The organism is Bradyrhizobium genosp. SA-4 str. CB756, from assembly GCF_000473125.1.
Classification (GTDB): Bacteria; Pseudomonadota; Alphaproteobacteria; order Rhizobiales; family Xanthobacteraceae; genus Bradyrhizobium; species Bradyrhizobium arachidis.
In genome coordinates, this window is the sequence record NZ_KI421499.1 from 7,612,201 (window position 1) to 7,635,780 (window position 23,580).

The following is a 23,580-nucleotide window of genomic DNA, read 5'->3' on the forward strand; positions in this document are numbered from 1 at the left end:
CCGCCGCCGCGCCGCTTTCCGCACTTTGAGACTGAACCGATGTCGTCACTCCCCGAAGCCAAACTGGACGTCCTGCTCGCGCATCATGCTTCGCTCGAGGCTGAATCGCTGGGCCAGCTCGCCTCCGAGCGCTATGTGCAGATCACCCGCGAGCTCGCCGAGATCACCCCGCTGATCGAGGCGGTGAAGGCCTATCGTTCTGCGGTCAAGGAGCTCGCCGACACCGAGGCGCTGATCGCCGATCCCGCGACGGATGCCGAGATGCGCAGCATGGCGGAGAGCGAGCGCGACGAGCTGACGCCGAGGATCGAGGAGCTGGTCCAGAAGATCCGCGTGGCGCTACTGCCCAAGGACGCCATGGACGACCGCAACGTCATGCTGGAAATCCGCGCCGGCACCGGTGGCGACGAGGCCTCGCTGTTCGCCGGCGACCTGTTCCGCATGTACGAGCGCTTCGCCAGCTTGCAGGGCTGGAAGGTCGAGGTGATCTCGGCGAGCGAAGGCACCGTCGGCGGCTACAAGGAAATCATCGCGGAGGTGCAGGGCCGCGGCGCGTTCTCCAAGCTCAAATTCGAATCCGGCGTGCACCGGGTGCAGCGCGTGCCCGACACCGAAACGCAGGGGCGCATCCATACCTCCGCCGCCACCGTCGCGGTGCTGCCGGAGGTCGAGGACGTCGACGTCGACATCAAGAACGACGACCTGCGCATCGAGACCATGCGCGCGCAGGGCGCGGGCGGCCAGCACGTCAACAAGACGGAATCGGCGATCCGCATCACCCACATCCCGACCGGCATCGTGGTGATGATGCAGGACTCGCGCTCGCAGCACAAGAATCGCGCCTCGGCCATGAACATCCTGCGCTCGCGCATCTACGACGCCGAACGCCAGCGCGTCGATGCGGCGCGCTCGGCCGAGCGCAAGGAGAAGGTCGGCTCCGGCGATCGCTCCGAGCGCATCCGCACCTACAATTTCCCGCAAGGTCGCGTCACCGACCACCGCATCAACCTGACGCTCTACAAGCTGCCGCAGGTGATCGCGGGTGAAGCGCTGGGCGAATTGATCGACGCGCTGACCACCGAGCATCAGGCCGCGCAGCTCGCGGCGCAAGGCGCTGCGGCCTGAGCCCGCGTTTAGGCGTCGCTGGGCGCCCGGAAAGACTTCAAGAGTCGATTCAACGCCGGGCTGGCGGCGCGGCGAAGCTCCTCGAGATTCTTCCGCGAGAGTGCCTGGAGCTTCTGCTCGCCCTTCTTCGTCAACTTGAGATGAACTCGCCTGGCGTCTTCCGGGTCGGCGACGCGGCTGACCAGCCCGAGCTTCGCGAGGCGGTTGATCAGCTCGACAGCGGAGTGATGCCGGATCAGCAGGAACCGCGCGACGTCACCGACTGTTGCGGGGCCTGGACGGACAAAGCCCTTGATGCCGAGCAGCGCCTGGTGCTGCGTGGGGGTCAATCCTTGCTGTGCTGCCGCCGCCTCGCTGAACGCCAGAAAGCTCCGGATCTGATAGCGGAATTGCGCCAGCGCCGCGTAGTCGGAGTCGCGCATGGTCCGGTTGCTTGAAGACCGTGCAGGCATCGCCGCCGTGGAGCGTTGCGCCTTCTTCGCCTGAACCATGCCGTGCCGCCTCCGCCCTTGCCGCCCGGCAATGCGGGCAGCTTAGCCAAAAGTAGCAAGCAGCGGCCGCCGTACAACCGGCGGGCAGCGGAGATGCACAAATATCGGCGCTTGCAGCCGCCTATTCGAAGCTGGACAGCAGGATCTTGACCAGGATGACCTGAAACGCGATCGGGATGCGGACGCTCTTGCGCCGGATCGAGCGCTGGAGCGCGCTGACGATCTCCGCACTGGTCAGGGCCCCCGTCGACGCATTGGTGATCAGCTCCGCCCACATCTCCGACAACGAGCCGCCGGACCGGATCACGGGTTTGATGGTCACGCCACAGCCCTGCGCCCAGTCGACGATCTCCCGCACGGTGTGAGGCCCGCAATTGCGCGCGGTCGCGAGGCGCTCGGCCGTCAGCGCGCGCAGCAGCTCGCGCGAGGGCGACCAGTTTCCTTTCGGCGGCTGCTCGCCGGTGAGCTCGACCGCGAGCTCCTTGAGGACGTTCTGGGCGCGCACGCTCAGTCGCTTCATCGGCGCCGGCGCACGCTTGGCCTGAACGGAGCCGACGGCCGGACCTCGCTCGCCGGCGGGCCGGTTGCGCGGCTCGGGCAGGCGGGAGGCATCGCCGGACTGCGGCGCCGCGCGCTGGTCGCCTGCCTCTCCGCTTGGCCACGCAGCCTCCTGCCGCTCCGCCTCCTGCGACCAGGATCGTTGCTTCCGGACACCCGCCACTGTCGTCTGCCGCGCCATTTCGCTCGCCGAACCCGCTCGCCTCGTACTCACAAAGACTAATATATATCGTGATCCGATATGTTTTCACGACATAATTTTCGTCGTTCGACCAAAGGCGAAATTGACAGAAGGTGTTCACAAGCAATGCTTACGGCCAAGAACTACACGCGGATGTGACGTGCCCGGCGGGGGCAGGCCAAGCGAGGCCGGTTGCCGCCGGACAGGTCGTGTTTGGCCTGCAACCAAGAACGATGTTCGGAGGAAACGATCATGACTGACAAACTCATCCGCCGTGGCCTCTCGCGCCGCGGCCTGCTGCAGACGACCGCAGGCCTGATCGGCGGCTCGATGCTGCCGGCGCTGCCGGCCTTTGCCGAGGACAAGCCGGCGATCGGTTCCTATCCGGCTGGCGTGTCGGGTTCCACCGCCTTCATCGGCATCTCGGTGCCGCGCACCGGCACCTATGCCGTGCAGGGCGAGGACGAGCTCAAGGGCTATCAGCTCGCGATCGAGCACATCAACAGCGGCCACGACCTGATCAAGAAGATCTCGCCGAAGACCAGCAAGGGCGTGCTCGGCAAGGAGCTCAAGTTCGGCGTCGCCGATTCCGCGGCCAAGCCCAACGAGGCGGTGCAGGCGCAGCAGCGCTTCATCAGCGAGAACAAGGCGATCATGATCACCGGCGGCACGTCGAGCGCCGTCGCGGTCGCGCTCAACAAGCTCGCCCAGCGCGAGCACGTGCTGTTCGTGTGCGGCATCTCCGGCTCGAACGACACCACCGGCAAGGACTGCGTCCGCTATGGCTTCCGTCAGAACTTCTTCGGCCAGACCGCGGCCGCGGCGATCGGACCGGTGATGGTGAAGGAGTTCGGCAAGGGCAAGAAGGCGGCCTATCTCACGCCCGACTACACCTACGGCCACACCGTCACCAAATCGATGCAGGACTTCCTCGCCACCGCCGGCTGGACCACCGTGACCAACCAGGTCGCCCCGCTCGGCGCGCCCGACTATTCCTCCTATCTGCTGAACGTCGCGAACTCCGGCGCCGACGTCCTCATCAACGTCAACTGGGGCCACGACGCGGTGCTGTCGACCCAGCAGGCAAAACAGTTCGGCGTGCTCGACAAGATGAAGCTGGTGGTCCCTTACCAGGTGCCCTTCATCGCGCGCGAGACCGGCGGCCTGATGCAGGGCGTCTACGCCGCCACCGACTATTGGTGGACGATCGAGGACAAGTTCCCGCTGGCCAAGATGTTCAACGAGGCCTTCGAGAAGAAGTACGGCTACAAGCCGGAATGGGGCGCGGAGAACGCCTATGTCAGCTTCGCGCACTGGGCCCGCATGTGCGAGGAAGCCGGCAGCTTCAATCCGCCCGACGTGATCAAGGCCTATGAGAAGGGCGAGACGCTGCCCTCGCTGGTCGGCGACGTGCATTACCGCCCCGAGGATCACCAGTGCGTCCGCCCGGTGATCATCGTCAAGGGCAAGCAGCAGAAGGACATGAAGAACAAGGAAGACTGGTACGACGTGGTCGAGATCGTCCCGGGCGAAGGCCTGATGCAGAAGCCGGACGCGTTCGGCTGCCATCCCGGCGACTACACTTGAAGCCGGACTAACCCCTGTGACGCCGCGGGACGCACTCTGGTCTTGCGGCGTCACCTTTTTTGACGCGCGCTGCTCTCGCGTCTCAACGGCGATCATTGCATGATTAGTTGGCCCAATCTCGTTTCGCAGCTCTTCAACGGGCTCGCGCTCGGCGCGCTGCTGGCGCTGATCAGCTCCGGCCTGACCATCATCTACGGCACGCTCGGCGTGCTCAACCTCGCGCATGGCGCGATGTTCATGATCGGCGGCTATGCCGGCTTCGTCACCTACCAGTACACGGAATCCTTTGTCCTCGCCGTCATCGCGGGCTCGCTGTTCGTGATGCTGCTCGGCGTCGTGATGGAACGCGTCATCATCCGCCACTTCTATCACCGCCCGCACGAGGACCAATTGCTGGTGACTTTCGGGCTCGGCATCTGCTTCGTCGAGCTCGTGCGCCTGATCTTCTCGAGCCAGTCGCAGATCGTGCCACCGCCGGCGCTGTTCCAGGGCATCACCAATCTCGGCTTCATGTTCTATCCGACCTACCGCCTCGCCGTGGTCGGCATCGTCGCGATCGCGCTCGGCGCGCTGTTCCTCGTGCTGTACCGGACCCGGCTCGGCATGATCGTGCGCGCCGGCATCGAGGATTCGGTGATGGTCGATTCGCTCGGCATCAACGTCTACCGCGTCTTCATGGTGGTGTTCGGCATCGGCGCGATGGCCGCCGGCTTTGCCGGCATCGTCAACGCGCCGGTGGTGTCGCTGACCCCCGGCATTGGCGACGACATCCTGGTCCAGACCTTCGTGGTGGTGGTGATCGGCGGCGTCGGCTCGTTCCCCGGCGCGATCCTCGGCGGCCTGATCGCCGGCGAGATCATCAGCGTCACCTCCATGTTCAACCCCGGCTATGCCTATGTGATGCTGTTTGCGGCAATGACGCTCGTGCTCGTGGTGCGACCGCATGGCCTGCTCGGCGTCCAGGGCCGCGAGTAAGCGATTTCCCGATGCTCAAGCAACGCCCGTTCCTGATCGAGACCCTGACCGCGATCGGGTTGATCGCAGCGCCCTTCGTGCTGCCTCATCTCGGCTTCGCCCCCAACACCGTGAACCGGATCCTGGTCTGGGGCCTGTTCGGCCTCGGCTTCGATATCCTGTTCGGCTTCACCGGCTTGCTCTCGTTCGGCCAGTCCGCCTTCTACGGCACCGGCGGCTTCGTCGCGGCCTACCTGTTGACCCGCGCCGGCTTCGGCAACGTGCTGGGCGCGCTGATCATCGGCATGATCGCGGCTGCAGCGACCGGCTATCTGATCGGCCTGATCGCGCTGCGGCGGACCGGCATCTACTTCGCGATGATCACCGTGGCGATCGCGGAAGTATTCTTCTTCGTCGAGTTCAATCCGCTGTCGGATTTCACCGGCGGCGAGAACGGCCTGCCGGGCGTGCCGACGCCGAGCTTCAATCTCGGCTTCACCACCGTCCACTTCACCAATGGCTGGTCGCTCTATCAGTTCATCGCACTGTGCTATTTCGTCGGCGTCATCATCGCGCTCCGGATCGTGCGCTCGCCGGTCGGGGCGATTCTGAGCGCGATCCGCGACAATCCGCTGCGCGCCACTGCCGTCGGCCACAACATCCACGGCTACAAGCTGACCGCCTTCGTGATCGCAGCCGCTTATGCCGGCTTCGCCGGTGGCCTGCTCGGCGTGCTCCAGGCCTTCATGCCGCCCGATGCCTTCACCTTCGACACCTCCGGCCAGCTCGTGATGCAGACTGCGATCGGCGGGCGCGGCACGCTGTTCGGACCGCTGGTCGGCGCAACCGTCTGGCTCTTCCTCCAGGATTTCCTCCAGTCCGCGTTGGGGTTAGGTGCCGCCTGGAAGCTCGTGCTGGGCGTCGTATTCGTGCTGCTGGTCTGTTTCCTGCGCGGCGGCATCATCGGCGGTTTGGCCGATCTCTATCGCCTCGTCTCGGGCAGGCGTCGGCGGACGGATACGGAGATGGAGCAGGACGCTGCGGACGCCGCGATTCCGCAGCACCTCGCACCAGCGCCGATGCTGGCCAAGGAGGTCGAGCACCCCGCTTACTCCGGACCCATCCTGAAGGCGACCGGCCTCACCAAGCGCTATGGCGGCCTCGTCGCCAACAGCGACATCGATTTCAGCGTCAATCAGGGCGAGCTGCGCGGCATCATCGGGCCCAACGGCGCGGGCAAATCGACCTTCTTCAAGATGCTGACCTGTGAGGTCGCGCCGACCTCCGGCCAGATCGTGTTCGAGGGACGCGACATCACGGGATTGAAGGTCACAGAGGTGTGCCAGCTCGGGCTGACCAAGAGCTACCAGGTCAACCAGCTCTTCACCGGCCTCACGGTGCGGCAGAACCTGACCATCGCCGCCCTCGCCGAGCTGCGCGGAAAATTCCGGCTCGACCTGTTCAAGAAGCTCTCGAGCGTGAAGGGCCTGACCGAGCAAGTGGAACACACGCTGGCGCTGGTCAACCTCACCCGCCGCGCCGACACGCCGGTGTCCGAGCTTGCGTATGGCGAGAAGCGCAGGCTGGAGATCGGGCTTGCGCTCGCGACCTCGCCGCGCCTGCTGCTGCTCGACGAGCCGCTCGCAGGCATGAGCCCGCGCGAGCGCGTCGAGACCGTCAAGCTGCTCAAGTCGATCGCACGCGGCCGCACCATGATCATCATCGACCACGACATGGATTCGCTGTTCGAGCTGGTCGAACGTGTGACGGTGCTCCAGGAGGGCAAGGTGCTGATCTCGGGGACGCCCGAGGAAATCAAGACCAACGCCGCGGTGCAGGAGGCCTATCTCGGCGGCGTGCATGGGGAGATCGCCGCATGAGCCTGATCGAGGTCAACGGCCTGAACAGCTATTACGGCGATTCCCATATCCTGTTCGACGTCGCCATGCATGTCGAGCGTCACGAGGTGGTGGCTCTGCTCGGCCGCAACGGTGCCGGCAAGAGCACGACGCTGAAGAGCCTGATGGGCGTGGTGACGCCGCGCAGCGGCAGCATCAAGTTCGACGGCATCGACGTTGCCGGTCGGCGGAGCCACAAGATCGCGCAGGCGGGCATGCAGCTCGTGCACGAGGAGCGCCGCATCTTTGGCAGCCTGTCAGTGGAGGAGAACATCGTCCTCGCCGGCATCACTGCGCCGAAGCGTTGGCCGCTCGGGCGCATCTACGAGATGTTTCCGCGGCTGAAGGAGCGGCGCAGCAACCGCGGCACCGAGCTCTCCGGCGGCGAGCAGCAGATGCTGGCGATCGCACGGGCACTCGTGCGCGATCCCAAGATCGTGCTGCTGGACGAGCCGTTCGAGGGGCTTGCGCCGGTGATCGTCCACGATCTCGTCAAGGCCTGCCGCGAGCTCGCGGCCGCCGGCCAGACCATCGTGCTGGTCGAACAGAATCTGGCGGCAACGCTGGCGCTGGCGACGCGGATCTACATCATCAATAACGGCCACATCGTGCACGAAGGTCCGGCGCAGGAACTCAAGGCCCAGCCGGAACTGCTGCAACGCTATCTTGGCGTCTAGGGCGTCTACCCATAAACTCGGGGTGTCTGCTTTCGAGGAGCGAGCGGACACGCGGCCCCACCCCGGAATGTCGACTGGTGCCCAAGGCGGACACCGGGTCGCCCGTAGAGGTGAGGTCTTGCCCAAGCCGGGAGAAGACACCATGAGCACGATCTGGCCGGAGATCCCCTTCGAGGCATGGCGCGAAAGCTGTTCTGCGCTTCATTTGTATTGCCAGGTTGTCGGCAAGTATCGGCTCGCGAGAACGCCGTGGGTCAACCATTCCTGGCACGCGACTTTCTACGTGAATGCACGCGGGCTCACGACTTCACTGGTTCCGGACGGATCTGGCATCGAGATCGTCTTCGATCTCTGCCGTCATGTCCTGATCGGAGAGGCGGCCGACGGCTGCAGGGCTGAAATGCCGCTCGGGCGAATGTCCGTCGCCGAATTTCACACCCGGTTCTGCGAACTGATAGGACATCTCGGCGGAATACCGGAATTCGACGGTCGGCCCAGCGAGGTCCCGAATCCGATCCCGTTCCGGGATGACCGCCAAATCAGGCCCTACGATGCGGACGCCGTGACGCGGTTCTTTCGAGCCCTCGTGGCGATCAACGGAGTCTTTCATCGGTTTCGGACAGGATTCACGGGGAAGGTCAGTCCGGTCCATCTCTTCTGGGGCAGCTTCGATCTCGCGGTGACGCGCTTCTCCGGTCGTCCCGCCCCGCTTCATCCGGGCGGCGTTCCGGGTTTGCCTGATGTCGTGACCCGCGAGGCCTATAGCGATGAGGTCTCCTCCGCCGGCTTCTGGCCGGGCGGAGGTGGTGCGGAGTTCGCGGCCTTCTATTCCTATGCCTATCCCACCCCGAACGGCTTCGCTGACGGACAGGTCATGCCGGAAGGCGCATACTTCGATAACAAGCTCGGCGAATATCTCCTGCCCTACGACCTCGTGCGAAAATCCAGCGAGCCTGAGGAGACGCTCATGGCGTTTCTGCAGAGCACCTATCGGGCGGCGGCTGATGCCGGAAGCTGGGATCGTGCCGCGCTCGAATGTCCGATTGGCTCCCCCCTTCGACCCCGCCCGCTGAACAAACGATGATGAAGGTCGAGGAAAGTTCGCTGGCAGGTTGGTGGAGCGAAGCTGATCACGTCAGACGCCAAATCAGCCAGCAAGCGCCGCGATCATCCGCTTGGCATGCTCGGCGAGCACGGCCATGTCCTCCTTGCGCGTCTGCGCCGGCAGCAGCTCGATTCCGGCCCGGACCGGCATGACATGCATGTGCAGGTGAAGCACCACCTGCCCGCTGGCGGGCTCGCTGAACTGTTGCAGAATGATCCCTTCCGCGTCGAAGGCCTTCATCGCCGCGATCGCGACCCGCTTGGCGGTGCGGGCAACCGCGGCGAGATCGTCATCGGCGATGTCGAGAATGCCGCGCGCCGGCGCCCTCGGGATCACCAGCGTGTGCCCCGGTGAGCGCGGCATGATGTCGAGGAAGGCGAAGCTGCGGTCGTCCCTGAACACCTCGAAACAGGGAATTTCGCCGCGCAGGATCTTTGCGAAGACGTTCTGATCGTCATAGGCCGTCATGGATGCCTCCCTTCGCCACGCGGCGCGATCAAACGCGCTCCTTTCCGTTGACGCAAGCAAGTCCGCCGATCTATCCACGATGCCAAGGCAGGATGGTTCCATTGGCGACAGATTCCAGACACAGCATCGAGAGCGCGCGACGCGCGCTTGCGGCACGGCTGCAAGCGGCGGGCATCGAGGAGCCCGGCCTCGATGCACGCCTGCTCGTCGGCGCGGCCGTGGAGCTCGATCTCACCGCCATGGTGACGCAGGCGGCGCGACGACTGACACCTGACGAGGCTGCGCGGCTGGAAGGCTATGCGCAGCGCAGGCTCGCGCATGAGCCGGTCGCCCGCATTTTCGGAGCGCGGGAATTCTGGGGCTTGCCGTTCCGGCTGTCCGAGGCAACGCTGGTGCCGCGGCCGGACACTGAAACCGTGGTCGAGCTGGCGCTCGAGATTTTTCGCGAGTTCAGGGTTTCGGGGGGGCGCCCGCGAATCGCCGATATCGGCACCGGATCCGGCGCCATCCTGCTCGCTTTGCTGCACGAGATTCCCGAGGCGTTCGGCGTCGGCACCGATGTCAGCCTGACCGCGCTCAACACCGCACGCGATAATGCGGCCACACTCGGCCTGTCCGGCCGCGCCGCCTTCGTCGCCTGCTCTTATGCGGCGGCGCTTCAAGGCCCGTTCGACCTCATCGTGTCGAACCCGCCCTATATTCCCTCAGCTGAAATTCCGAAATTGAGCATCGAGGTGCGCGAGCACGATCCGCATCTGGCGCTCGATGGCGGCAATGACGGCTATGATGCCTACCGCATCCTGATCCCGCAGGCGGCCGAGCGTCTCGCCGCAGGCGGGGCGCTGATCGTCGAGGCCGGCCAGGGCCAGGCCCGGAATATTGAAACCTTGATGGGGGCCGCCGCGTTATCGGTGGACAGGCCACCCAAGGCCGACCTTGGAGGCATTCTCCGAGCCGTATCGGCCCGAAAAATGCCCCCATAAAAGCCCGATTGGCCTGTAAAAAGCTCTTGGAATATCCCTTGGGAACGACTACGTTCCGCTCAACACATCGGTGCCGGCCCCGTACACCTACGGGCGAAAGCCGGGGCTCTCGGGCGAGAGCGTTACTGATTATAGGTTCCAAGCCGCAGGTCCTGTTGAGCGCGATGGCCAGTGGAGCTGCGCTGCTCTCCGACCGCAACGTGAACGAAAGCCAGATATTGCGCTTGAAGACTTACGCAACAAAGCTGGGCTTGTTTCGGCAGGCGATATGAATGGGTTCGCTGGCGATGGATGCTGGCGAGTGGGGAACGCGTCTTTGTTGAACGCGACGGTCGACGAACATCGGCAGGGTTCGATCCGCTCTTGCGCGCGGTGCGCGCGAGACATGTGAACCGCTGTCAGCAAGTCACTCCTAGCAATCAGTAATGCGTGCAACCTTTAGGGCTGGAATTAAAGGCAGGACATGAGAAACGGTCAGAACAAGCAGCGGATGCGCAACCGCAACAACAATAACAACAACAACAACCGGCGCGGCCAGAACCCGATGACCCGGGTCTACGAGTCCAACGGACCCGACATCAAGATCCGCGGCACGGCCTCGCACATCGCCGAGAAATATCTCCAGCTCGCGCGCGACGCGCGGTCCTCCGGCGACCCCGTTGCAGCCGAGAACTACTACCAGCATGCCGAGCATTATTTCCGCCTGATCGCGGCGGCCCAGGAACAGTTCCGCCAGAACCAGCAGCAGCCGCGCGGCGACGAGCCGATCAGCACCAGCGACGATAGCGAGGACGACGGCGAGAATTTCTCGAATTTCGGCCAGGAGCCGGGCTTCGTCCCGCAGCCGCAACAGCAGCAGCCTTACATGCGCGAGGGCCAGCGCGATCATCACCAGCGTGATCACCAGAGCCGCGACAGCCAGCAGCCCTATCAGCGCGACAACCAGCAGCCGCGCGAGCACCGCGAACGCGACCATCGTCCGCAGCCGCAATATCAACCGCAGCCGCAACCTGCGAACCAGCCGCAGCCCGTCATCGCCGATGCCGGCAGCGTCGACCGCCTGCCCTCCTTCATCACCGGCGCACAGCCGCAAGCGAATGTCGGCGCCAATGCCGGCCAGGGCGGCTTTGAGGGCGGCGGTGGCGAACGCTATCCGCGCCGCCGGCGCCGGCCGCACGGCCCGCGCCCCGAGCGCGAGGCAGCGCCCGCCGGTTCGAGCGACGATCTCGCGCCCGGCGAGTAAGCCTTTTCTGATTTTCTGATCTGCAATCGTCCCGGCCTCGCGCCGGGACGATTGTTTGAGAACAGTCGGTGGCGGTGTTGCACCTCTCCCGCTTGCGGGAGAGGCGTAGGCCGCCTCCGGCGGCCGTTCTCAGAAACGCCGAGGCAGAGCCTCGGCTATGGCAAAGCGCCGGGTGAGGGCTCTCTCCTCTCGGGGAATCTCTCTGCGGAGGCACCCTCTCCCCAGCCCTCTCCCGCAAGCGGGAGAGGGAGCGCACCGTGGTCCCGGCGACGCTTGTGCCTTAGCTCCGCGTGACCGTGGTCGAGGACGGCACCAGCACCGGCTTGGTCAGTGCGGGAATGAGGCGCGCGCGTTCGTGCTTGGCGGGGATCGCGCGGTAGACCTGCTTGGTGGCCTCGACGATGTGCACCCCGGCAAAGGGCAGCGACAGCGCCGCGCCGGCACGCTCCCACATCTGCGCCGATTTCAGCACCCAGCCGCCGGCATAGGGCGGCATGAACAGCGCCTCGCCCCAGGCGGTCGGCGTGAACCAGGTCTGGCGCAGCAGCTCGGTGATCTGCGAGCGCGAATAGGGCCGGCCGTGGCCGAACGGCGTGTTGTCGGTGCGGGTCCACACTCCCCGCCGGTTCGGGATCACCGCGATGACGCGCCCCGAAGGCGACAGCACCCGCCACACCTCGCGCAGCAGCGCAGCCGGATCGTCCGACATCTCCAGCGCGTGGATCAGCAGGATGCGGTCGACCGCGGCGTCGGGAAGCGGCAGCGTGAATTCATCCACCAGCGAGGCCAGCGCCGGCCGTCCCGTCGGCCATTTCAGCACGCCCTGGGCCGCCGGCATGAAGGCGATGCAGCGCTCGGCATCCTCGCGAAACAACCCGAGATAGGGCGTCGGATAGCCGATGCCAAGCACGCGCTGGCCGTCGGCATTCGGCCAGCGCTCCCTGATGCCGCGATTGATCATTTGCCGCGCCACGATCCCGAGGCGGCGGGAATAGAATTCGCGAAGATCGACGACATCGATGCTCATGACGGCAATGTAACATGCACAAGGGCACTGCTGCGCGCGGAATATTGCATTGCCTGCGCAACGTTAACGCCATATTTGTCTGGCGGGGCTGAGCGCGATGGAGATGTCATGGCCGCCGAAATTCGTACTTTCAACTGTTTAAACGACAATTTCGGTTATTTGATCCACGATGTGGAAACCAAGGCAACCGCGTCGATCGATGCGCCGGAGGCCGGTCCCATCCTTGCGGCGCTGGAGCGCGAGGGCTGGCAGCTCACCGACATCCTGATCACCCATCATCATGGCGATCATGTCGGCGGCGTCGCCGAACTCAAGCAGAAATACAATTGCCGCGTCGTCGCGCCGCACGACAAGACGACGAAGATTGCGAACGTCGATCTGCGCGTTGCCAATGCCGACGTGGTCAAGGTCGGTAATCTGCTCGCGCGCGTCGTCGAGACGCCGGGCCACACGCTCGACCACATCTCCTACGTGTTCGACAATGAGAAGACGGTGTTCGCCGCCGACACGCTGTTCTCGATCGGCTGCGGCCGCGTGTTCGAGGGCACCTATCCGATGATGTGGGACTCGCTGTTGAAGCTCCGCGCCCTGCCCGACGACTTCAAGCTCTATTGCGGCCACGAATACACGGCGTCCAACGTCAAATTCGCACTCACCGTCGAGCCTGATAACGCGGCGCTCCAGGCGCGCGCGGCGGAGGTGGCGAAGCTGCGGGCCGAGAACAAGCCGACGATTCCCTCACTGCTTGGTGACGAGAAGCGAGCAAACGTGTTCCTGCGGGCTGATGCGCCCGAGGTCGCAGCCAAGCTACACATGAAGGGCGCGGATGCCGCCGCGGTGTTCGGCGAGCTGCGCGAGCGCAAAAACAAGTCCTGAACAAACAAGTCCTGACGGGGATCGATGCCGACCGCAGCCGAGATCATCGCACGCCTCGAACTCCGCCCGCACCCCGAGGGCGGGCACTATCGCGAGACCTTTCGCGACCAGAGCACGGATGCCAACGGCCGTTCGCGCTCGACGCTCATCTATTTCCTGCTCGCGCGCGGCGAACGCTCGCACTGGCACCGCATCGATGCGGTCGAGACCTGGCATTACTACGCCGGCGGCCCCTTGATGCTGCGCATCGCCCATGACGGCTGTTCCCAGCACGAGGTACGGCTCGGCACCGACCTGCTCGGCGGCGAGCGTCCGCAGGCGATCGTGCCGGCGAATGCCTGGCAGATGGCGGAGACCACGGGCGAGTGGACGCTGGTCGGCTGCACTGTTGCGCCCGCATTCGAGTTCGCCAAGTTCGAGCTGGCGCCGAAGGGCTGGGAGCCGTAGCTCGACGCTGTCGTTCCGAGGCGGCGCGCAAGCGGCGAACTCGAAATGACAATCACCTTTTCCGCAGCACCATGTCCTTCGCCGCGATCAACCCGCCGCCGGCGATCAGGATCGCAGCGATGGCGATGTTGGCGCTGGCCTTTGCAAACCCGGCGGCGATGAGGAAGCCGGTCGAGAGCAGCGGCGTCGCGTAGGAGGCGGCGCCGAGCACGCGGATGTCGCCGCGCTTCATGCCGATGTCCCAGGCGTAGAAGGCGGCGCCGACGGGGCCGATGCCGAGCCCGATCACGGCGAGCCATTGCAGCGCGGTCTCCGGCCACACCGTGGTTTCCAGCACACCATGCATCAGCGCGGCGAGCCCGGATGTGGCGAGGCAGAAGCCGGCGACCGCATCGGTCGGCACCGCCTTGAGCCGGCGCGACAGCACCGAATAGGTCGCCCAGACGAAGGCGGCGATGAAGGCCGCAATCAATCCCGGCACCGCCCCCGGCGCAAAACCGCTGGTGTTGCCGGCGAACAGCAGCACGGTGCCGACGAGGCCGAGCACGGCGCCGATGATGTGGTGTAAGGCGAGCCGCTCGCCGGGCAGGAAGGACGAGAACAGCACGATCAAGAGCGGCCACATGTAGTTCAGAAGGCCAGCTTCTGCGGGCGGCGCAAAGCGCAGCGCGAGGAAATACAGCGCGTGATAGCCGAACAGGCCGCCAACGCCGACAACCCACACGACCAGCGGCTGGCGCAGGCTTTTTGCGGCATCGCCGCGGCCGATCCAGGTCAAGAGACCGACGAGACCGCCGATCGCAAAGGTCATCGCGGCGAGCTGGAACGCCGGGATCTTTCCGGTCGCGACCGTCATCACGGACAGCAGCGACCACATCAGGATCGCGGTCAGTCCGATCAGTGTGGCTGTGCGGGGGCTCATCGATCAAAAGGCTCTGAGGACGTTTATGCCCGGCACGAGGCCGGGCATTTTCGTCTTCACTATCGCCTTGTCGGGCCCGAAGCTACAGGCTTTTGGATCAAAGGGCTGCGGCCAAATCAGGCCTGATACTGGCCGCCATTGATGGTCATGGTCGATCCCGTGATGAAGCCCGCCTCGTCGGCGGCGAGGAACACGACCGCGCGCGCGATCTCCTCGGGCTCGCCGAGCCGGCTGACCGGGATCTGCGGAATCACGTTCTTCTCCAGAACGTCCTTCGGCACCGCCTGCACCATTTCGGTGTTGATATAGCCTGGGCAGATCGCATTCACAGTGATGCCACCCTTGGCGTTCTCCAGCGCCAGCGCCTTGGTGAAGCCGATGTCGCCGGCCTTCGCCGCGGAATAGTTGACCTGACCGAACTGTCCCTTCTGGCCGTTGATCGACGAGATCGAGATGATGCGGCCGAACTTGCGCGAACGCATGCCCTCGATCACCTGGCGCGTCATGTTGAACAGCGAGCCGAGATTGGTGTTGATGACGGCGTTCCACTGTTCCAGCGTCATCTTGTGGAAGGCGGTGTCGCGGGTGATGCCGGCATTGTTGACGAGCACCTCGATCGGCCCGAGATCGGCCTCGACCTTCTTCACGCCTTCCGCGCAGGCATCGAAATTGCTGACATCCCATTTGTAGACGGCGATGCCGGTTTCGGCCTTGAACTTCTCCGCCGCGGCATCGTTGCCGGCGTAGCTCGCCGCGACCTTGTAGCCGGCCGCCTTCAGCGCCTTGCTGATCGCAGCCCCGATGCCCCGCGTACCACCCGTCACCAATGCAACACGTGCCATATCGTATTCCTTCCCTTGGACTCTTCGGACGTTTCTGAGTGATCGTTTTTAACGGTGGATTATGCGGCTGGTTTGACGGACATCAAGAACAAAACGCCCGGCGTTGAGCCGGGCGTTTGTATTTAGTCGAGGCTTGCGCAGTTGCGAAGAATATTTGATTTGCAACCGCCGCCTTTTTAGTCGCGTGCAACGCACTCAATCAGGTGTGCGGCGCACGCGTCAGTTTCTCGCCGGCGACGTTCAGTCGCGCGCCAGACACATCGCGATACCCATGCCGCCGCCGATGCACAACGTGGCGAGGCCCTTCTTCGCATCGCGCTTCTGCATCTCGTGCAGCAAGGTCACCAGCACGCGCGCGCCCGAGGCGCCGACGGGATGGCCGATCGCGATCGCGCCGCCGTTGACGTTGACCTTCGAGGTATCCCAGCCGAGGTCCTTATTCACGGCGCAGGCCTGCGCCGCGAAGGCCTCGTTGGCCTCGATCAGGTCGAGATCGCCGACGTTCCAGCCGGCCTTCTTCAGTGCGGCGCGCGAGGCCGGGATCGGGCCCGATCCCATGATCTTCGGATCGACGCCGGCCTGCGCCCACGACACGATGCGCGCGAGCGGCTTCTTGCCTTCCTTGGCCGCCTGCTTGGCGGTCATCAGCACCACGGCGGCAGCGCCGTCGTTGATGCCGGAGGCCGAGCCTGCGGTAACCGTGCCGTCCTTCTCGAAGGCGGGCTTGAGCTTGGCCATCGCATCGAGCGTTGCGCCATGGCGCGGATATTCGTCGTCGCTGACGACGACGTCGCCCTTGCGGGTCTTGATGGTGACGGGAACGATCTCGTCCTTGAACTTGCCGGCCTTCTGCGCGGCCTCGGCCTTCTGCTGCGAGGCAACGGCGAACTCGTCCTGCTGGGCGCGGGTGATCTGCCACTGCCGCGCGACGTTCTCGGCGGTGTTGCCCATGTGGTAGCCGTTGAAGGCATCCCACAGGCCGTCCTTGATCATGGTGTCGACCAATTCGAGGCCGCCCATCTTGACGCCGCCGCGCAGGTGCTGGGCGTGCGGAGCCATGCTCATGGATTCCTGGCCGCCGGCGACCACGATCTCCGAATCGCCGTTGAGCAGCGCCTGGTAGCCGAGCGCAACGGTGCGCAGGCCGGAGCCGCAAAGCTGGTTCACGCCCCAGGCCGGGCTTTCGACCGGAATGCCGGCTATGATCGAGGCTTGGCGGGCGGGGTTCTGGCCCTGGGCCGCGGTCAGGATCTGGCCCATGATGACTTCCGAGACCCGGCCGGGCTCGATGCCACCACGCTCCAGCGCGGCCTTGATGGCGACGGCGCCGAGGTCATGGGCGGGAAGGGTCGCGAACGCTCCGTTGAAGCTTCCGACCGGGGTGCGGGCGGCGCTGACGATGACGACATCGTCTGACATGGGCATCTCCTGGGGCTTGAGGTTTTCTAAAAAGGGGCAGGCGGGCGGTTGGGAAAAGGCCCGTCAGTCTCGTCAGGCATCCTGTTAACGTCGTTGAGGCATGTCAATCGGCCGACGACCGAATCCATACCGCAGCGCATTCAAAATAGCGTTCTTGGCGCTTTCGCAAGCATGTTTTTGCTGCCCGATTAACCGTGGCGCACAAAACGGTAGCGTGACCCCTTTGAAAATGCTTATTTTGTTGCGTTGCGTACTCTTCCCGCCCTGCGGCATAGCCGCCGGGTTCCCGTTCTCAGCGTTTTGCAAGTGAGAGCCCATGGCGAAATCAGACCAACCCACCACGATCAAGAAATACGCGAACCGCCGGCTCTATAACACCGGAACGAGCACCTACGTGACGCTGGAAGACCTCGCCGCCATGGTCAAGGACGGCGAAGATTTCCTGGTCTACGACGCCAAGACCGGCGACGACATCACCCGCTCCGTGCTGGCCCAGATCATCTTCGAGCAGGAGAACAAGGCCGGCCAGAACCTGTTGCCGACCACCTTCCTGCGCCAGCTGATCCGCTTCTACGGCGACAGCATGCAGATGGTGGTGCCGAAATATCTGGAGCAGTCGATCGCGACGCTGACCCAGGAGCAGGAGAAATTCCGCAAGCAGATCGCCAACACGCTGTCCGGCACGCCGTTCGCGCCGCTGGAGGAGCAGGTCCGCCGCAACATGGAGCTGTTCCAACAGACCTTCTCGATGTTCAAGCCGTTCGCCGCGCCCCGCCCGGCAGCGAGCCCCGAGCCGGAGCCCGATGCGAGCGCCGAGGCGCCCAAGGACAGCAACATCGACGACCTGCGCCAGCAGATGAAGGAAATGCAGGAGCGCCTCGAACAGATGTCGAAGAAGGACGAGTAGCCCTTCGTTCGCGCCGGCGCGTCCGCCTCCGGCGGACGCGCGAATTGCCACTTGATCCCGGCAGCGCCGCTTGCGCGCTGCTGTCCCCCGGCCGAGGCCGGAGCCGCCATGTCTGACCGCACCACGCACTGGCAGAGCGTCTACGCCACCAAGGGCGAGACCGAGGTCAGCTGGTTTCAGGCCAGCCCAACGATCTCCCTCGAAATGATTCGCGCGGCCGCTCCGGACCATGACGCGGCCATCATCGATATCGGCGGCGGGGCCTCGCGGCTGGTCGATGCGCTGCTGCGGGACGGATATCGCGATCTCGCTGTGCTGGATCTTTCCGCCGACGCGCTTGATGCGACCAAGAAGCGGATCGGCGCCGCCGCTTCAACGGTCGACTGGATCGTCGCCGATGCCACGACGTGGCGGCCAATGAAGACCTACGATGTCTGGCACGATCGCGCGGCGTTTCACTTCCTGACCGACCCGCACGACAGGGCTGCTTATGTCGAGCGCCTGCGGACGGCGGTCAAACCAGAAGGGCATGTCATCATCGCGACGTTTGCGCCTGATGGTCCGGAGAAATGCAGCGGCCTGCCGGTGCAGCGGCACGACAGCGCGAGCCTTGCCGCAGAGCTCGGGCCGGAATTCGCGCTGGTCGAGACGCGCCGCGAGACGCATCACACGCCGTGGGATTCGACGCAGGCGTTTCAGTTCAGCCGGTTTCGGCGACTGGCTTAGCTCTGTCATGGCCGGGCTTGTCCCGGCCATCCACGCATCACGGCGAAGAAGAACGTGGATGCCCGGGACAAGCCCGGGGCATGACGGCGGAACGTCCAGATCAAGCCGCCAGCTTCACCGCATGCGCAAAGTCCCAATAGAGTTTTCGCGCCTTGGTATAGAGCGGACCCGGCTTCAGCTCGCGCTCGTCGATGCGGATCACCGGCGCGACTTTTGCAAAATTGCCGGTTGAAAAAATCTCGTCGGCGGCGAGGAAGTCGGCATAACGCAGTGTCTTCTCGACCACGGTGACGCCGTCGCCGCGAAGCAGGCTGATGACGCGCTGGCGCGTGATGCCGTTGAGGAAGGTGCCGTTCGGCACCGGCGTGAACACCACGCCGTCTTTGGCCATGAACACGTTGGAATTGCCGAACTCCGCGACGTTGCCGAGCATGTCGAGCATCAGTGCGTTCTGGAAGCCGCGCGCGGCGGCCTCTGCGAGCGCGCGCGAATTGTTCGGATAGAGACAGGCGGCCTTGGCTTCGACCGGCGCACATTCGGCGGTGGGCCTGCGGAACGGCGACAGCGTGATGGCGTTGCCGGCAGGCTTCGGCATCGGCGCTTCGTAGATGCACAGGCACCAATTGGTGGTCTCGGGGTCGAACAGCACGCCGCCGCCCGAGCCGTTCTGCGCCCAGTACATCGGACGCACATAGAGCTCGGCATTCGGTGCAAAGCGCGCGATGCCCTCGTTCGCGAGCGTGAGCCAGGTTCCGGCATCGACCACCGGCTTCAGGCCAAAGTTGATCGCGGATTGATTGGCGCGGGCGACGTGGCGGTCGAGATCGGGCGCGACGCCCTCGAAAGCGCGCGCGCCGTCGAACACGACCGAGCCGAGCCAGGCCGCATGCGTGCGCGGGCCCATGATCGGCACATTGCCGTCGTGCCATTTGCCCTCGAAGAAGGTCCAGCTCGGCGAATATTCGATCGGCTTCTTGATCTCGGCCATGACCGGCCTCCCCTGGAAATGTTCCGGCACTATTGTCCCAATTTCTAAACGATTTGCTGCGGGATTTGGATACCCTCCAGGGGAGGGTAAGACTGAGCAAATCCGCTATAGTACGCGCACGTCACGGAGTGTCCCATGCCGCTCGATCCGCTCGCAAAGCGTTTGTTGACCATGATGGCTGCGGCCGGGTCCCAAGCACGGAGCCGGCCGAGCGTCGAGGCGCGGCGGCAGTCGCTGGCGAAGCTGATGCAATTCGTGCGCGCTGACGCGCCTGACGTGACGGCGTCAGATGGCACGCTGCCCGGCCCCGGCGGAGCGCTGTCCTATCGGCTTTATTCACCCCCAAGCGCCGGCGAGCACGCGCCGGGCTTCGTGTTCTTTCATGGCGGCGGCCTCGTCGCCGGCAGCATTGCCACGCATGACCGCATCGCCGCGGCGCTGGCGCATGCAACCGGCTGCCGCCTCGTCTCGATCGACTACCGGCTCGCGCCCGAACATCAATTCCCGGCCGCCGTGGACGATGCGATCGCCGCAACCGAATGGGTCGCGCGCGAAGCGGCTTCGCTCGGCATCGACGCCGAACGGCTGGTGGTCGGCGGCGATTCCGCCGGCGCCACGTTGGCTGCGATCGTGTGCCAGGAAGCCGCGCAAAGCGCCGGCCTTTCCATCGTCGCGCAATGCCTGATCTGCCCGGTGCTGGATTTCGAGGAGACCTCGCCCTCGCGCGAGGAATTCGCCGAGGGCCATCTGATCGACCGCGTCACGATCGAGGCCGATCTCGCCGACTATCTGCCCGAGGGCCTGGACGCCGCCGATCCCCGCATCTCGCCGCTGCGCGCGACACGGCTCGCGGGCCTGCCGACGGCGATCATCCACACCGCCGAGTTCGATCCGATGCGCGACGAGGGCAATGCCTATGCCCGCAAGCTGCTCGCCGCGGGCGTCGCGGTCGAGCACGTCTGCCATGACGGCATGGTCCACAACTTCCACGCCATGGGCGCGATCCTGCCACAGGCCCAGCTCGTGCTGTCGCAGATCGGCGAGCAGGTCAGGCGGGCGGTGGAGAAATAAAAGCGCGACTCACACGCGCGCGCCAATCACCGCCCTGGCTGCCACTACATATTCCGGCCAGTGCGCGTCCGCATACCGTTCCGCCTGCCGCGCGCAGTTGATATCGGGCGCATGGGCGGCGGCGATCGTGCGAGCAAAGCGCTCTTCGGCGACCGTCACGTCCCCGGGCTCGGACGACGGGGCGGCGGCGACCGCGGCCGGAGCAACAGCAAGCCCCGCCAGACCCGTGAGCAAAATGCGGCGTGACGTGTTCATGTCTGTCGTCCTTCCATTGTCCGGCCGCACTCTGGCCGGCGAGTGTGTCAATGCGATCACGGCAGGGTAACCGCGCACATCCGCCTCGTCCACCGCTTGCGGATAGCGCTTGACCGCGCGAATGATCACGTTCCATCTAGAACACGATTCCGTCATCAGAGCGCCACGCGCCGGATTGTCACGTGTCCCATTCTCGCCGATCATACCGTCCGGCCTTGCCCGTCGTGATCGGGCTGCTTGGCCTGACGATCTCGGCAGGCGCTGCCTTCGCCGCCGATGACGACGAGGACAAACCCGCAAAGCCCGCCATCCCGAACATCTACCTCGATCTCCGCACCATCTATGCGGCGATCCCCGCAGGCACGCTCGGGCTCGGCTTCGGCAACACGTCCTTGTCGGCCGCGTTCGAAGCGCTGGCAGCACAACGCGGCACGACGCTGCCGAACGGCTTGCCGGCGGCGAAAGCCATTGCCGTCGACCTGCCGCTGACCGTCGACGTGACCGACCGCGTCTCGCTCTATGGCGGCGTGTCGGGCTCGACCACCGACATCGGCGGCGGCTGGTCGTCGTTCGACATCACGAGCTGGAACATCGGCGTGCAGGCCGACCTCTATCAGCAGAACGGCGGGAAGATCCCGACCATCACGCTGCAATCGACCCTGACGCAGTCGGTGCCGAACGAGCAGGGCATGACGAACTCGTTCAACAACATCCTGGAATTCGACTACGCGCTCGACGAGGACGAGACGCGAGGCTGGCTCGCGGGCGTGCAGTACACTCACACCGACATCGCCAGCCAGTTGGCCAGGATCAAGCCGAACACGATCCTCTATGCCGGTGGCTATTACCAATGGCCGAGCAACTGGAAGTTCACCGGGCGGCTCGGCGTGCAGTCGTTCGGCGGCGCGCAGCTCGCTGGCCGGACCTTGGCGGAGTCCTTCACCCAGCCGATCCTGCGCCTCGACCTCGACCGCATGGACGACAACGACAACCGCCTGTTCGGCATCACCGCGCAGATCGCGTGGATGCCAAAGCCGGCCTATCAGCTGACCTTGCGCACGCCACTCTACGCCGTGCGAAACTGACTGCGGCCATAGCGGATTTTGGATAAAGCGCGCCGCCCGTCAACCGATCGTTAATCCTCATCCCAAAACTTCTATTCCGTTACATCGCCGCAAGGAACCTTGCGCGACACTAGGCCGGCTTGTCGCATCGTATTCGCGTTGGAGGCTGCGAATGTCCCGCTTGGTCTCGGAACGGACGTTCCTTGCCGGGAAGATTTTCTTCAATTTCGGCCAGTCCTCGATCGATTGCGTCGTGCGCCGGCTGACCGAGGAGGCCGCGACGCTCGAGATGGAGAGCGGCCTCGGCGTGCCCGACCGTTTCCAACTCAGGCTCGCGGGCCGCGAGATCCTGGCCTGCCGCGTGATCTGGCGATCCGACCGCCAGGTCGGAGTCGCATTCGAGCGGCCTGGCAGCGAGCACCCGACCGGCGAGGAGCGGGAGCGCTCGTCCGACGCGCTGATGCGCGGCCAGATGCTGGCACTGCGCGCCGCGCTCGATCATGTGCCGACCGGCATCGTGCTGCTCGACTCCCATCTCCGGGCGCGCCTGATCAACCAGTCGTTTCGCCAGATGTGGCGCCTGCCCGACGAGGTCGCCGACAGCAATCCCTCCATCCTCACGCTGCTTCATCACGGCCGCGACACCGGCGCCTATGAGGTGCCCGACCCTGAGCTCGATGCCCTGGTGGCGGAGCGCGTCCGGGTGATCGAGGCGGGCGATCCGACGCCGATCGATCTGCGCCGCACCAACGGCGATGTGGTGCGCGTCCAGGTCACGCCGTTGCCCGATGGGGGACGTATGCTGACCTATACGCCCGTCACCGACATCGTGCGCGCCTCGGACGAACTGAAGCTGCTGAGGGATGCGCTGGAGAACGTCCAGGACGGCGTCCTCCTTCTCGACTCCGACCTGCACGCCACCTTCATGAACCGGCGCATGCGGCGATTCTGGGAGGTCAGCGAAGACGAGGCCGCAAGCCGGCCTGCCTATTCGTCGCTGGTGCGACGCCTGCACCGCGCCAGCGCACCCAATCTGCCAACGAACGAGCTTGCGAAATTTCCGGCAAGACGCGTCGAGGAGGTCAAGGCCGGCGATCACGTGCGCGACCTGCAGACGCCTGACGGAAGGCGCATCAGGGCCCATTGCACCACGATGTTGAACGGCGGGCGCATGCTGACCTATGTCGACATCACCGATCTGACGCAAAAAGCCGCGATGCTGGAGACGCTCGCCACCACCGATCCGCTCACCGGCCTCTACAACCGCCGTCACTTCCTCGACAACCTCGATGCGGAATGGAGCCGCTTCCAGCGCTACTATCGCGCCGTCTCGGTGCTGATGCTCGATATCGACCACTTCAAATCGGTCAACGATCGCTACGGCCATGCGGTGGGCGATGCCGCGATCAAGGCGGTCGCGGCCGCCTGCCTCGACGGCAAGCGGAAGTCGGACATCGTCGGCCGTCTCGGCGGCGAGGAATTCGCCGTGCTGCTGCCCGAGACCAGCCTGTCGCGGGCGAGGACTGTCGCCGAGCGCATCCGCAAGCGCGTGATGAGCACGCAGGTTCTCGCCGGCGAGATTCAATTCGGTCTCACCGTGAGCATCGGCATCGCGGAGGCCACCGTCAGCATGTCCGGCATCGACGCCCTGATGGGCGCCGCGGATCATGCGCTCTATCAGGCCAAGGCCGAAGGCCGCAATCGCTGCATCGCCTTCGCACCGCCGCCGCCTGCGAGCAAGGCGGCGGAGTGATCGAACGAAGCGG

At 65.0% G+C, this 23,580-nt stretch carries 24 protein-coding genes; 15 read left to right on the forward strand and 9 right to left on the reverse strand.

Translation table 11 applies throughout. The features are described from left to right. Positions 1-39: 39 nt before the first annotated feature. Positions 40-1,125 (forward strand): peptide chain release factor 1, encoded by a 1,086-nt coding sequence (gene prfA, locus BRAGE_RS0136820; protein WP_027563475.1) that lies wholly within the window; start codon positions 40-42, stop codon positions 1,123-1,125. Positions 1,126-1,133: 8 nt separating this feature from the next. Here prfA and BRAGE_RS0136825 read toward each other — a convergent pair whose 3' ends face one another. Continuing rightward, entirely contained in the window at positions 1,134-1,616 is a 483-nt protein-coding gene (locus BRAGE_RS0136825) for a MarR family winged helix-turn-helix transcriptional regulator (RefSeq protein WP_027563476.1), read from the reverse strand. 121 nt (positions 1,617-1,737) lie between these two features. Beyond that, positions 1,738-2,355, reverse strand: coding sequence for a hypothetical protein (locus tag BRAGE_RS0136830; protein WP_027563477.1), 618 nt, complete (start codon positions 2,353-2,355; stop codon positions 1,738-1,740). A gap of 252 nt (positions 2,356-2,607) precedes the next feature. Here BRAGE_RS0136830 and BRAGE_RS0136835 point away from each other — a divergent pair, with 252 nt between their 5' ends. The 5 genes from BRAGE_RS0136835 to BRAGE_RS0136855 all read left to right on the forward strand — a co-directional run bounded on the left by BRAGE_RS0136835 (position 2,608) and on the right by BRAGE_RS0136855 (position 8,555). Then, entirely contained in the window at positions 2,608-3,942 is a 1,335-nt protein-coding gene (locus tag BRAGE_RS0136835) for a substrate-binding protein (RefSeq protein ID WP_027563478.1), read from the forward strand. 99 nt (positions 3,943-4,041) lie between these two features. Next, positions 4,042-4,917 carry a branched-chain amino acid ABC transporter permease gene (locus tag BRAGE_RS0136840; RefSeq protein WP_027563479.1) on the forward strand — a complete coding sequence of 292 codons (876 nt, stop codon included), beginning with the start codon at positions 4,042-4,044 and terminating at the stop codon, positions 4,915-4,917. 11 nt (positions 4,918-4,928) lie between these two features. Then, entirely contained in the window at positions 4,929-6,776 is a 1,848-nt protein-coding gene (locus BRAGE_RS0136845) for a branched-chain amino acid ABC transporter ATP-binding protein/permease (RefSeq protein WP_027563480.1), read from the forward strand. Further along, the gene (locus BRAGE_RS0136850) at positions 6,773-7,471 is read left to right on the forward strand and encodes an ABC transporter ATP-binding protein (RefSeq protein WP_027563481.1); all 699 of its coding nucleotides are present in this window, start codon (positions 6,773-6,775) and stop codon (positions 7,469-7,471) included. The genes BRAGE_RS0136845 and BRAGE_RS0136850 overlap by 4 nt, the downstream gene beginning before the upstream one ends. Before the next feature lie 142 nt (positions 7,472-7,613). Beyond that, the gene (locus tag BRAGE_RS0136855; protein WP_027563482.1) at positions 7,614-8,555 is read left to right on the forward strand and encodes a DUF5996 family protein; all 942 of its coding nucleotides are present in this window, start codon (positions 7,614-7,616) and stop codon (positions 8,553-8,555) included. A 63-nt stretch (positions 8,556-8,618) separates the two neighbouring features. Here the strand turns inward: BRAGE_RS0136855 and BRAGE_RS0136860 are convergent, their stop codons facing one another. After that, the gene (locus BRAGE_RS0136860) at positions 8,619-9,044 is read right to left on the reverse strand and encodes an HIT family protein (RefSeq protein WP_027563483.1); all 426 of its coding nucleotides are present in this window, start codon (positions 9,042-9,044) and stop codon (positions 8,619-8,621) included. 92 nt (positions 9,045-9,136) lie between these two features. On the opposite strand from BRAGE_RS0136860, the gene prmC reads away from it, so the two are divergent. Further along, entirely contained in the window at positions 9,137-10,027 is an 891-nt protein-coding gene (prmC, locus tag BRAGE_RS0136865) for a peptide chain release factor N(5)-glutamine methyltransferase (protein WP_027563484.1), read from the forward strand. Positions 10,028-10,490: 463 nt separating this feature from the next. Continuing rightward, entirely contained in the window at positions 10,491-11,270 is a 780-nt protein-coding gene (locus tag BRAGE_RS0136870; RefSeq protein WP_027563485.1) for a DUF4167 domain-containing protein, read from the forward strand. A 280-nt stretch (positions 11,271-11,550) separates the two neighbouring features. Here the strand turns inward: BRAGE_RS0136870 and BRAGE_RS0136875 are convergent, their stop codons facing one another. Continuing rightward, the gene (locus BRAGE_RS0136875) at positions 11,551-12,297 is read right to left on the reverse strand and encodes a methyltransferase domain-containing protein (RefSeq protein WP_027563486.1); all 747 of its coding nucleotides are present in this window, start codon (positions 12,295-12,297) and stop codon (positions 11,551-11,553) included. 108 nt (positions 12,298-12,405) lie between these two features. Between BRAGE_RS0136875 and gloB the strand changes: the two genes are divergently transcribed. Together gloB and BRAGE_RS0136885 are read left to right on the forward strand one after the other, a co-directional pair. Then, positions 12,406-13,173 carry a hydroxyacylglutathione hydrolase gene (gloB, locus tag BRAGE_RS0136880; protein ID WP_027563487.1) on the forward strand — a complete coding sequence of 256 codons (768 nt, stop codon included), beginning with the start codon at positions 12,406-12,408 and terminating at the stop codon, positions 13,171-13,173. Positions 13,174-13,197: 24 nt separating this feature from the next. After that, a complete protein-coding gene (locus BRAGE_RS0136885; RefSeq protein WP_027563488.1) occupies positions 13,198-13,620 on the forward strand; it encodes a cupin domain-containing protein in 423 nt (140 codons plus the stop codon). Between the two features lie 52 nt (positions 13,621-13,672). On the opposite strand, the gene yddG is transcribed toward BRAGE_RS0136885, so the two are convergent. From yddG to BRAGE_RS0136900, 3 genes are all read right to left on the reverse strand, one after another. Further along, positions 13,673-14,542, reverse strand: coding sequence for an aromatic amino acid exporter YddG (yddG, locus tag BRAGE_RS0136890; protein WP_027563489.1), 870 nt, complete (start codon positions 14,540-14,542; stop codon positions 13,673-13,675). Between the two features lie 116 nt (positions 14,543-14,658). Further along, positions 14,659-15,384, reverse strand: coding sequence for an acetoacetyl-CoA reductase (phbB, locus tag BRAGE_RS0136895; protein WP_027563490.1), 726 nt, complete (start codon positions 15,382-15,384; stop codon positions 14,659-14,661). Between the two features lie 240 nt (positions 15,385-15,624). Then, positions 15,625-16,803, reverse strand: a complete 1,179-nt coding sequence (locus BRAGE_RS0136900) for an acetyl-CoA C-acetyltransferase (RefSeq protein ID WP_027563491.1) — start codon at positions 16,801-16,803, stop codon at positions 15,625-15,627. Between the two features lie 316 nt (positions 16,804-17,119). On the opposite strand from BRAGE_RS0136900, the gene phaR reads away from it, so the two are divergent. After that, positions 17,120-17,710: a polyhydroxyalkanoate synthesis repressor PhaR gene (phaR, locus tag BRAGE_RS0136905; RefSeq protein ID WP_027563492.1), complete on the forward strand. Its 591-nt coding sequence runs from the start codon at positions 17,120-17,122 to the stop codon at positions 17,708-17,710. Positions 17,711-17,818: 108 nt separating this feature from the next. Continuing rightward, positions 17,819-18,436, forward strand: coding sequence for a class I SAM-dependent methyltransferase (locus BRAGE_RS0136910; protein WP_027563493.1), 618 nt, complete (start codon positions 17,819-17,821; stop codon positions 18,434-18,436). A gap of 100 nt (positions 18,437-18,536) precedes the next feature. Here the strand turns inward: BRAGE_RS0136910 and BRAGE_RS0136915 are convergent, their stop codons facing one another. Beyond that, positions 18,537-19,424, reverse strand: a complete 888-nt coding sequence (locus BRAGE_RS0136915) for a branched-chain amino acid aminotransferase (RefSeq protein WP_027563494.1) — start codon at positions 19,422-19,424, stop codon at positions 18,537-18,539. A 135-nt stretch (positions 19,425-19,559) separates the two neighbouring features. Here BRAGE_RS0136915 and BRAGE_RS0136920 point away from each other — a divergent pair, with 135 nt between their 5' ends. Beyond that, the gene (locus BRAGE_RS0136920; protein WP_027563495.1) at positions 19,560-20,495 is read left to right on the forward strand and encodes an alpha/beta hydrolase; all 936 of its coding nucleotides are present in this window, start codon (positions 19,560-19,562) and stop codon (positions 20,493-20,495) included. Positions 20,496-20,504: 9 nt separating this feature from the next. Here the strand turns inward: BRAGE_RS0136920 and BRAGE_RS0136925 are convergent, their stop codons facing one another. Next, a complete protein-coding gene (locus tag BRAGE_RS0136925; protein WP_027563496.1) occupies positions 20,505-20,750 on the reverse strand; it encodes a hypothetical protein in 246 nt (81 codons plus the stop codon). 182 nt (positions 20,751-20,932) lie between these two features. Between BRAGE_RS0136925 and BRAGE_RS0136930 the strand changes: the two genes are divergently transcribed. Both BRAGE_RS0136930 and BRAGE_RS0136935 read left to right on the forward strand, forming a co-directional pair. Then, positions 20,933-21,835, forward strand: a complete 903-nt coding sequence (locus tag BRAGE_RS0136930) for a hypothetical protein (protein ID WP_051378263.1) — start codon at positions 20,933-20,935, stop codon at positions 21,833-21,835. A 151-nt stretch (positions 21,836-21,986) separates the two neighbouring features. Continuing rightward, entirely contained in the window at positions 21,987-23,567 is a 1,581-nt protein-coding gene (locus BRAGE_RS0136935; protein ID WP_027563498.1) for a sensor domain-containing diguanylate cyclase, read from the forward strand. Positions 23,568-23,580 lie beyond the last annotated feature (13 nt).

What these genes read in the sequence shown, in the direction of transcription:
- BRAGE_RS0136925 (WP_027563496.1), bottom strand. Translation starts at nt 20,750, where the DNA reads ATGAACACGTCACGCCGCATTTTGCTCACGGGTCTGGCGGGGCTTGCT.
- BRAGE_RS0136870 (WP_027563485.1), top strand. Translation starts at nt 10,491, where the DNA reads ATGAGAAACGGTCAGAACAAGCAGCGGATGCGCAACCGCAACAACAAT.
- BRAGE_RS0136915 (WP_027563494.1), bottom strand. Translation starts at nt 19,424, where the DNA reads ATGGCCGAGATCAAGAAGCCGATCGAATATTCGCCGAGCTGGACCTTC.
- BRAGE_RS0136885 (WP_027563488.1), top strand. Translation starts at nt 13,198, where the DNA reads ATGCCGACCGCAGCCGAGATCATCGCACGCCTCGAACTCCGCCCGCAC.
- BRAGE_RS0136855 (WP_027563482.1), top strand. Translation starts at nt 7,614, where the DNA reads ATGAGCACGATCTGGCCGGAGATCCCCTTCGAGGCATGGCGCGAAAGC.
- BRAGE_RS0136845 (WP_027563480.1), top strand. Translation starts at nt 4,929, where the DNA reads ATGCTCAAGCAACGCCCGTTCCTGATCGAGACCCTGACCGCGATCGGG.
- BRAGE_RS0136825 (WP_027563476.1), bottom strand. Translation starts at nt 1,616, where the DNA reads ATGGTTCAGGCGAAGAAGGCGCAACGCTCCACGGCGGCGATGCCTGCA.
- BRAGE_RS0136840 (WP_027563479.1), top strand. Translation starts at nt 4,042, where the DNA reads ATGATTAGTTGGCCCAATCTCGTTTCGCAGCTCTTCAACGGGCTCGCG.
- BRAGE_RS0136935 (WP_027563498.1), top strand. Translation starts at nt 21,987, where the DNA reads ATGTCCCGCTTGGTCTCGGAACGGACGTTCCTTGCCGGGAAGATTTTC.
- BRAGE_RS0136875 (WP_027563486.1), bottom strand. Translation starts at nt 12,297, where the DNA reads ATGAGCATCGATGTCGTCGATCTTCGCGAATTCTATTCCCGCCGCCTC.
- gloB (WP_027563487.1), top strand. Translation starts at nt 12,406, where the DNA reads ATGGCCGCCGAAATTCGTACTTTCAACTGTTTAAACGACAATTTCGGT.
- BRAGE_RS0136850 (WP_027563481.1), top strand. Translation starts at nt 6,773, where the DNA reads ATGAGCCTGATCGAGGTCAACGGCCTGAACAGCTATTACGGCGATTCC.
- BRAGE_RS0136920 (WP_027563495.1), top strand. Translation starts at nt 19,560, where the DNA reads ATGCCGCTCGATCCGCTCGCAAAGCGTTTGTTGACCATGATGGCTGCG.
- prfA (WP_027563475.1), top strand. Translation starts at nt 40, where the DNA reads ATGTCGTCACTCCCCGAAGCCAAACTGGACGTCCTGCTCGCGCATCAT.
- BRAGE_RS0136830 (WP_027563477.1), bottom strand. Translation starts at nt 2,355, where the DNA reads ATGGCGCGGCAGACGACAGTGGCGGGTGTCCGGAAGCAACGATCCTGG.
- BRAGE_RS0136900 (WP_027563491.1), bottom strand. Translation starts at nt 16,803, where the DNA reads ATGTCAGACGATGTCGTCATCGTCAGCGCCGCCCGCACCCCGGTCGGA.
- BRAGE_RS0136835 (WP_027563478.1), top strand. Translation starts at nt 2,608, where the DNA reads ATGACTGACAAACTCATCCGCCGTGGCCTCTCGCGCCGCGGCCTGCTG.
- phbB (WP_027563490.1), bottom strand. Translation starts at nt 15,384, where the DNA reads ATGGCACGTGTTGCATTGGTGACGGGTGGTACGCGGGGCATCGGGGCT.
- yddG (WP_027563489.1), bottom strand. Translation starts at nt 14,542, where the DNA reads ATGAGCCCCCGCACAGCCACACTGATCGGACTGACCGCGATCCTGATG.
- phaR (WP_027563492.1), top strand. Translation starts at nt 17,120, where the DNA reads ATGGCGAAATCAGACCAACCCACCACGATCAAGAAATACGCGAACCGC.
- BRAGE_RS0136860 (WP_027563483.1), bottom strand. Translation starts at nt 9,044, where the DNA reads ATGACGGCCTATGACGATCAGAACGTCTTCGCAAAGATCCTGCGCGGC.
- BRAGE_RS0136910 (WP_027563493.1), top strand. Translation starts at nt 17,819, where the DNA reads ATGTCTGACCGCACCACGCACTGGCAGAGCGTCTACGCCACCAAGGGC.
- prmC (WP_027563484.1), top strand. Translation starts at nt 9,137, where the DNA reads ATGGTTCCATTGGCGACAGATTCCAGACACAGCATCGAGAGCGCGCGA.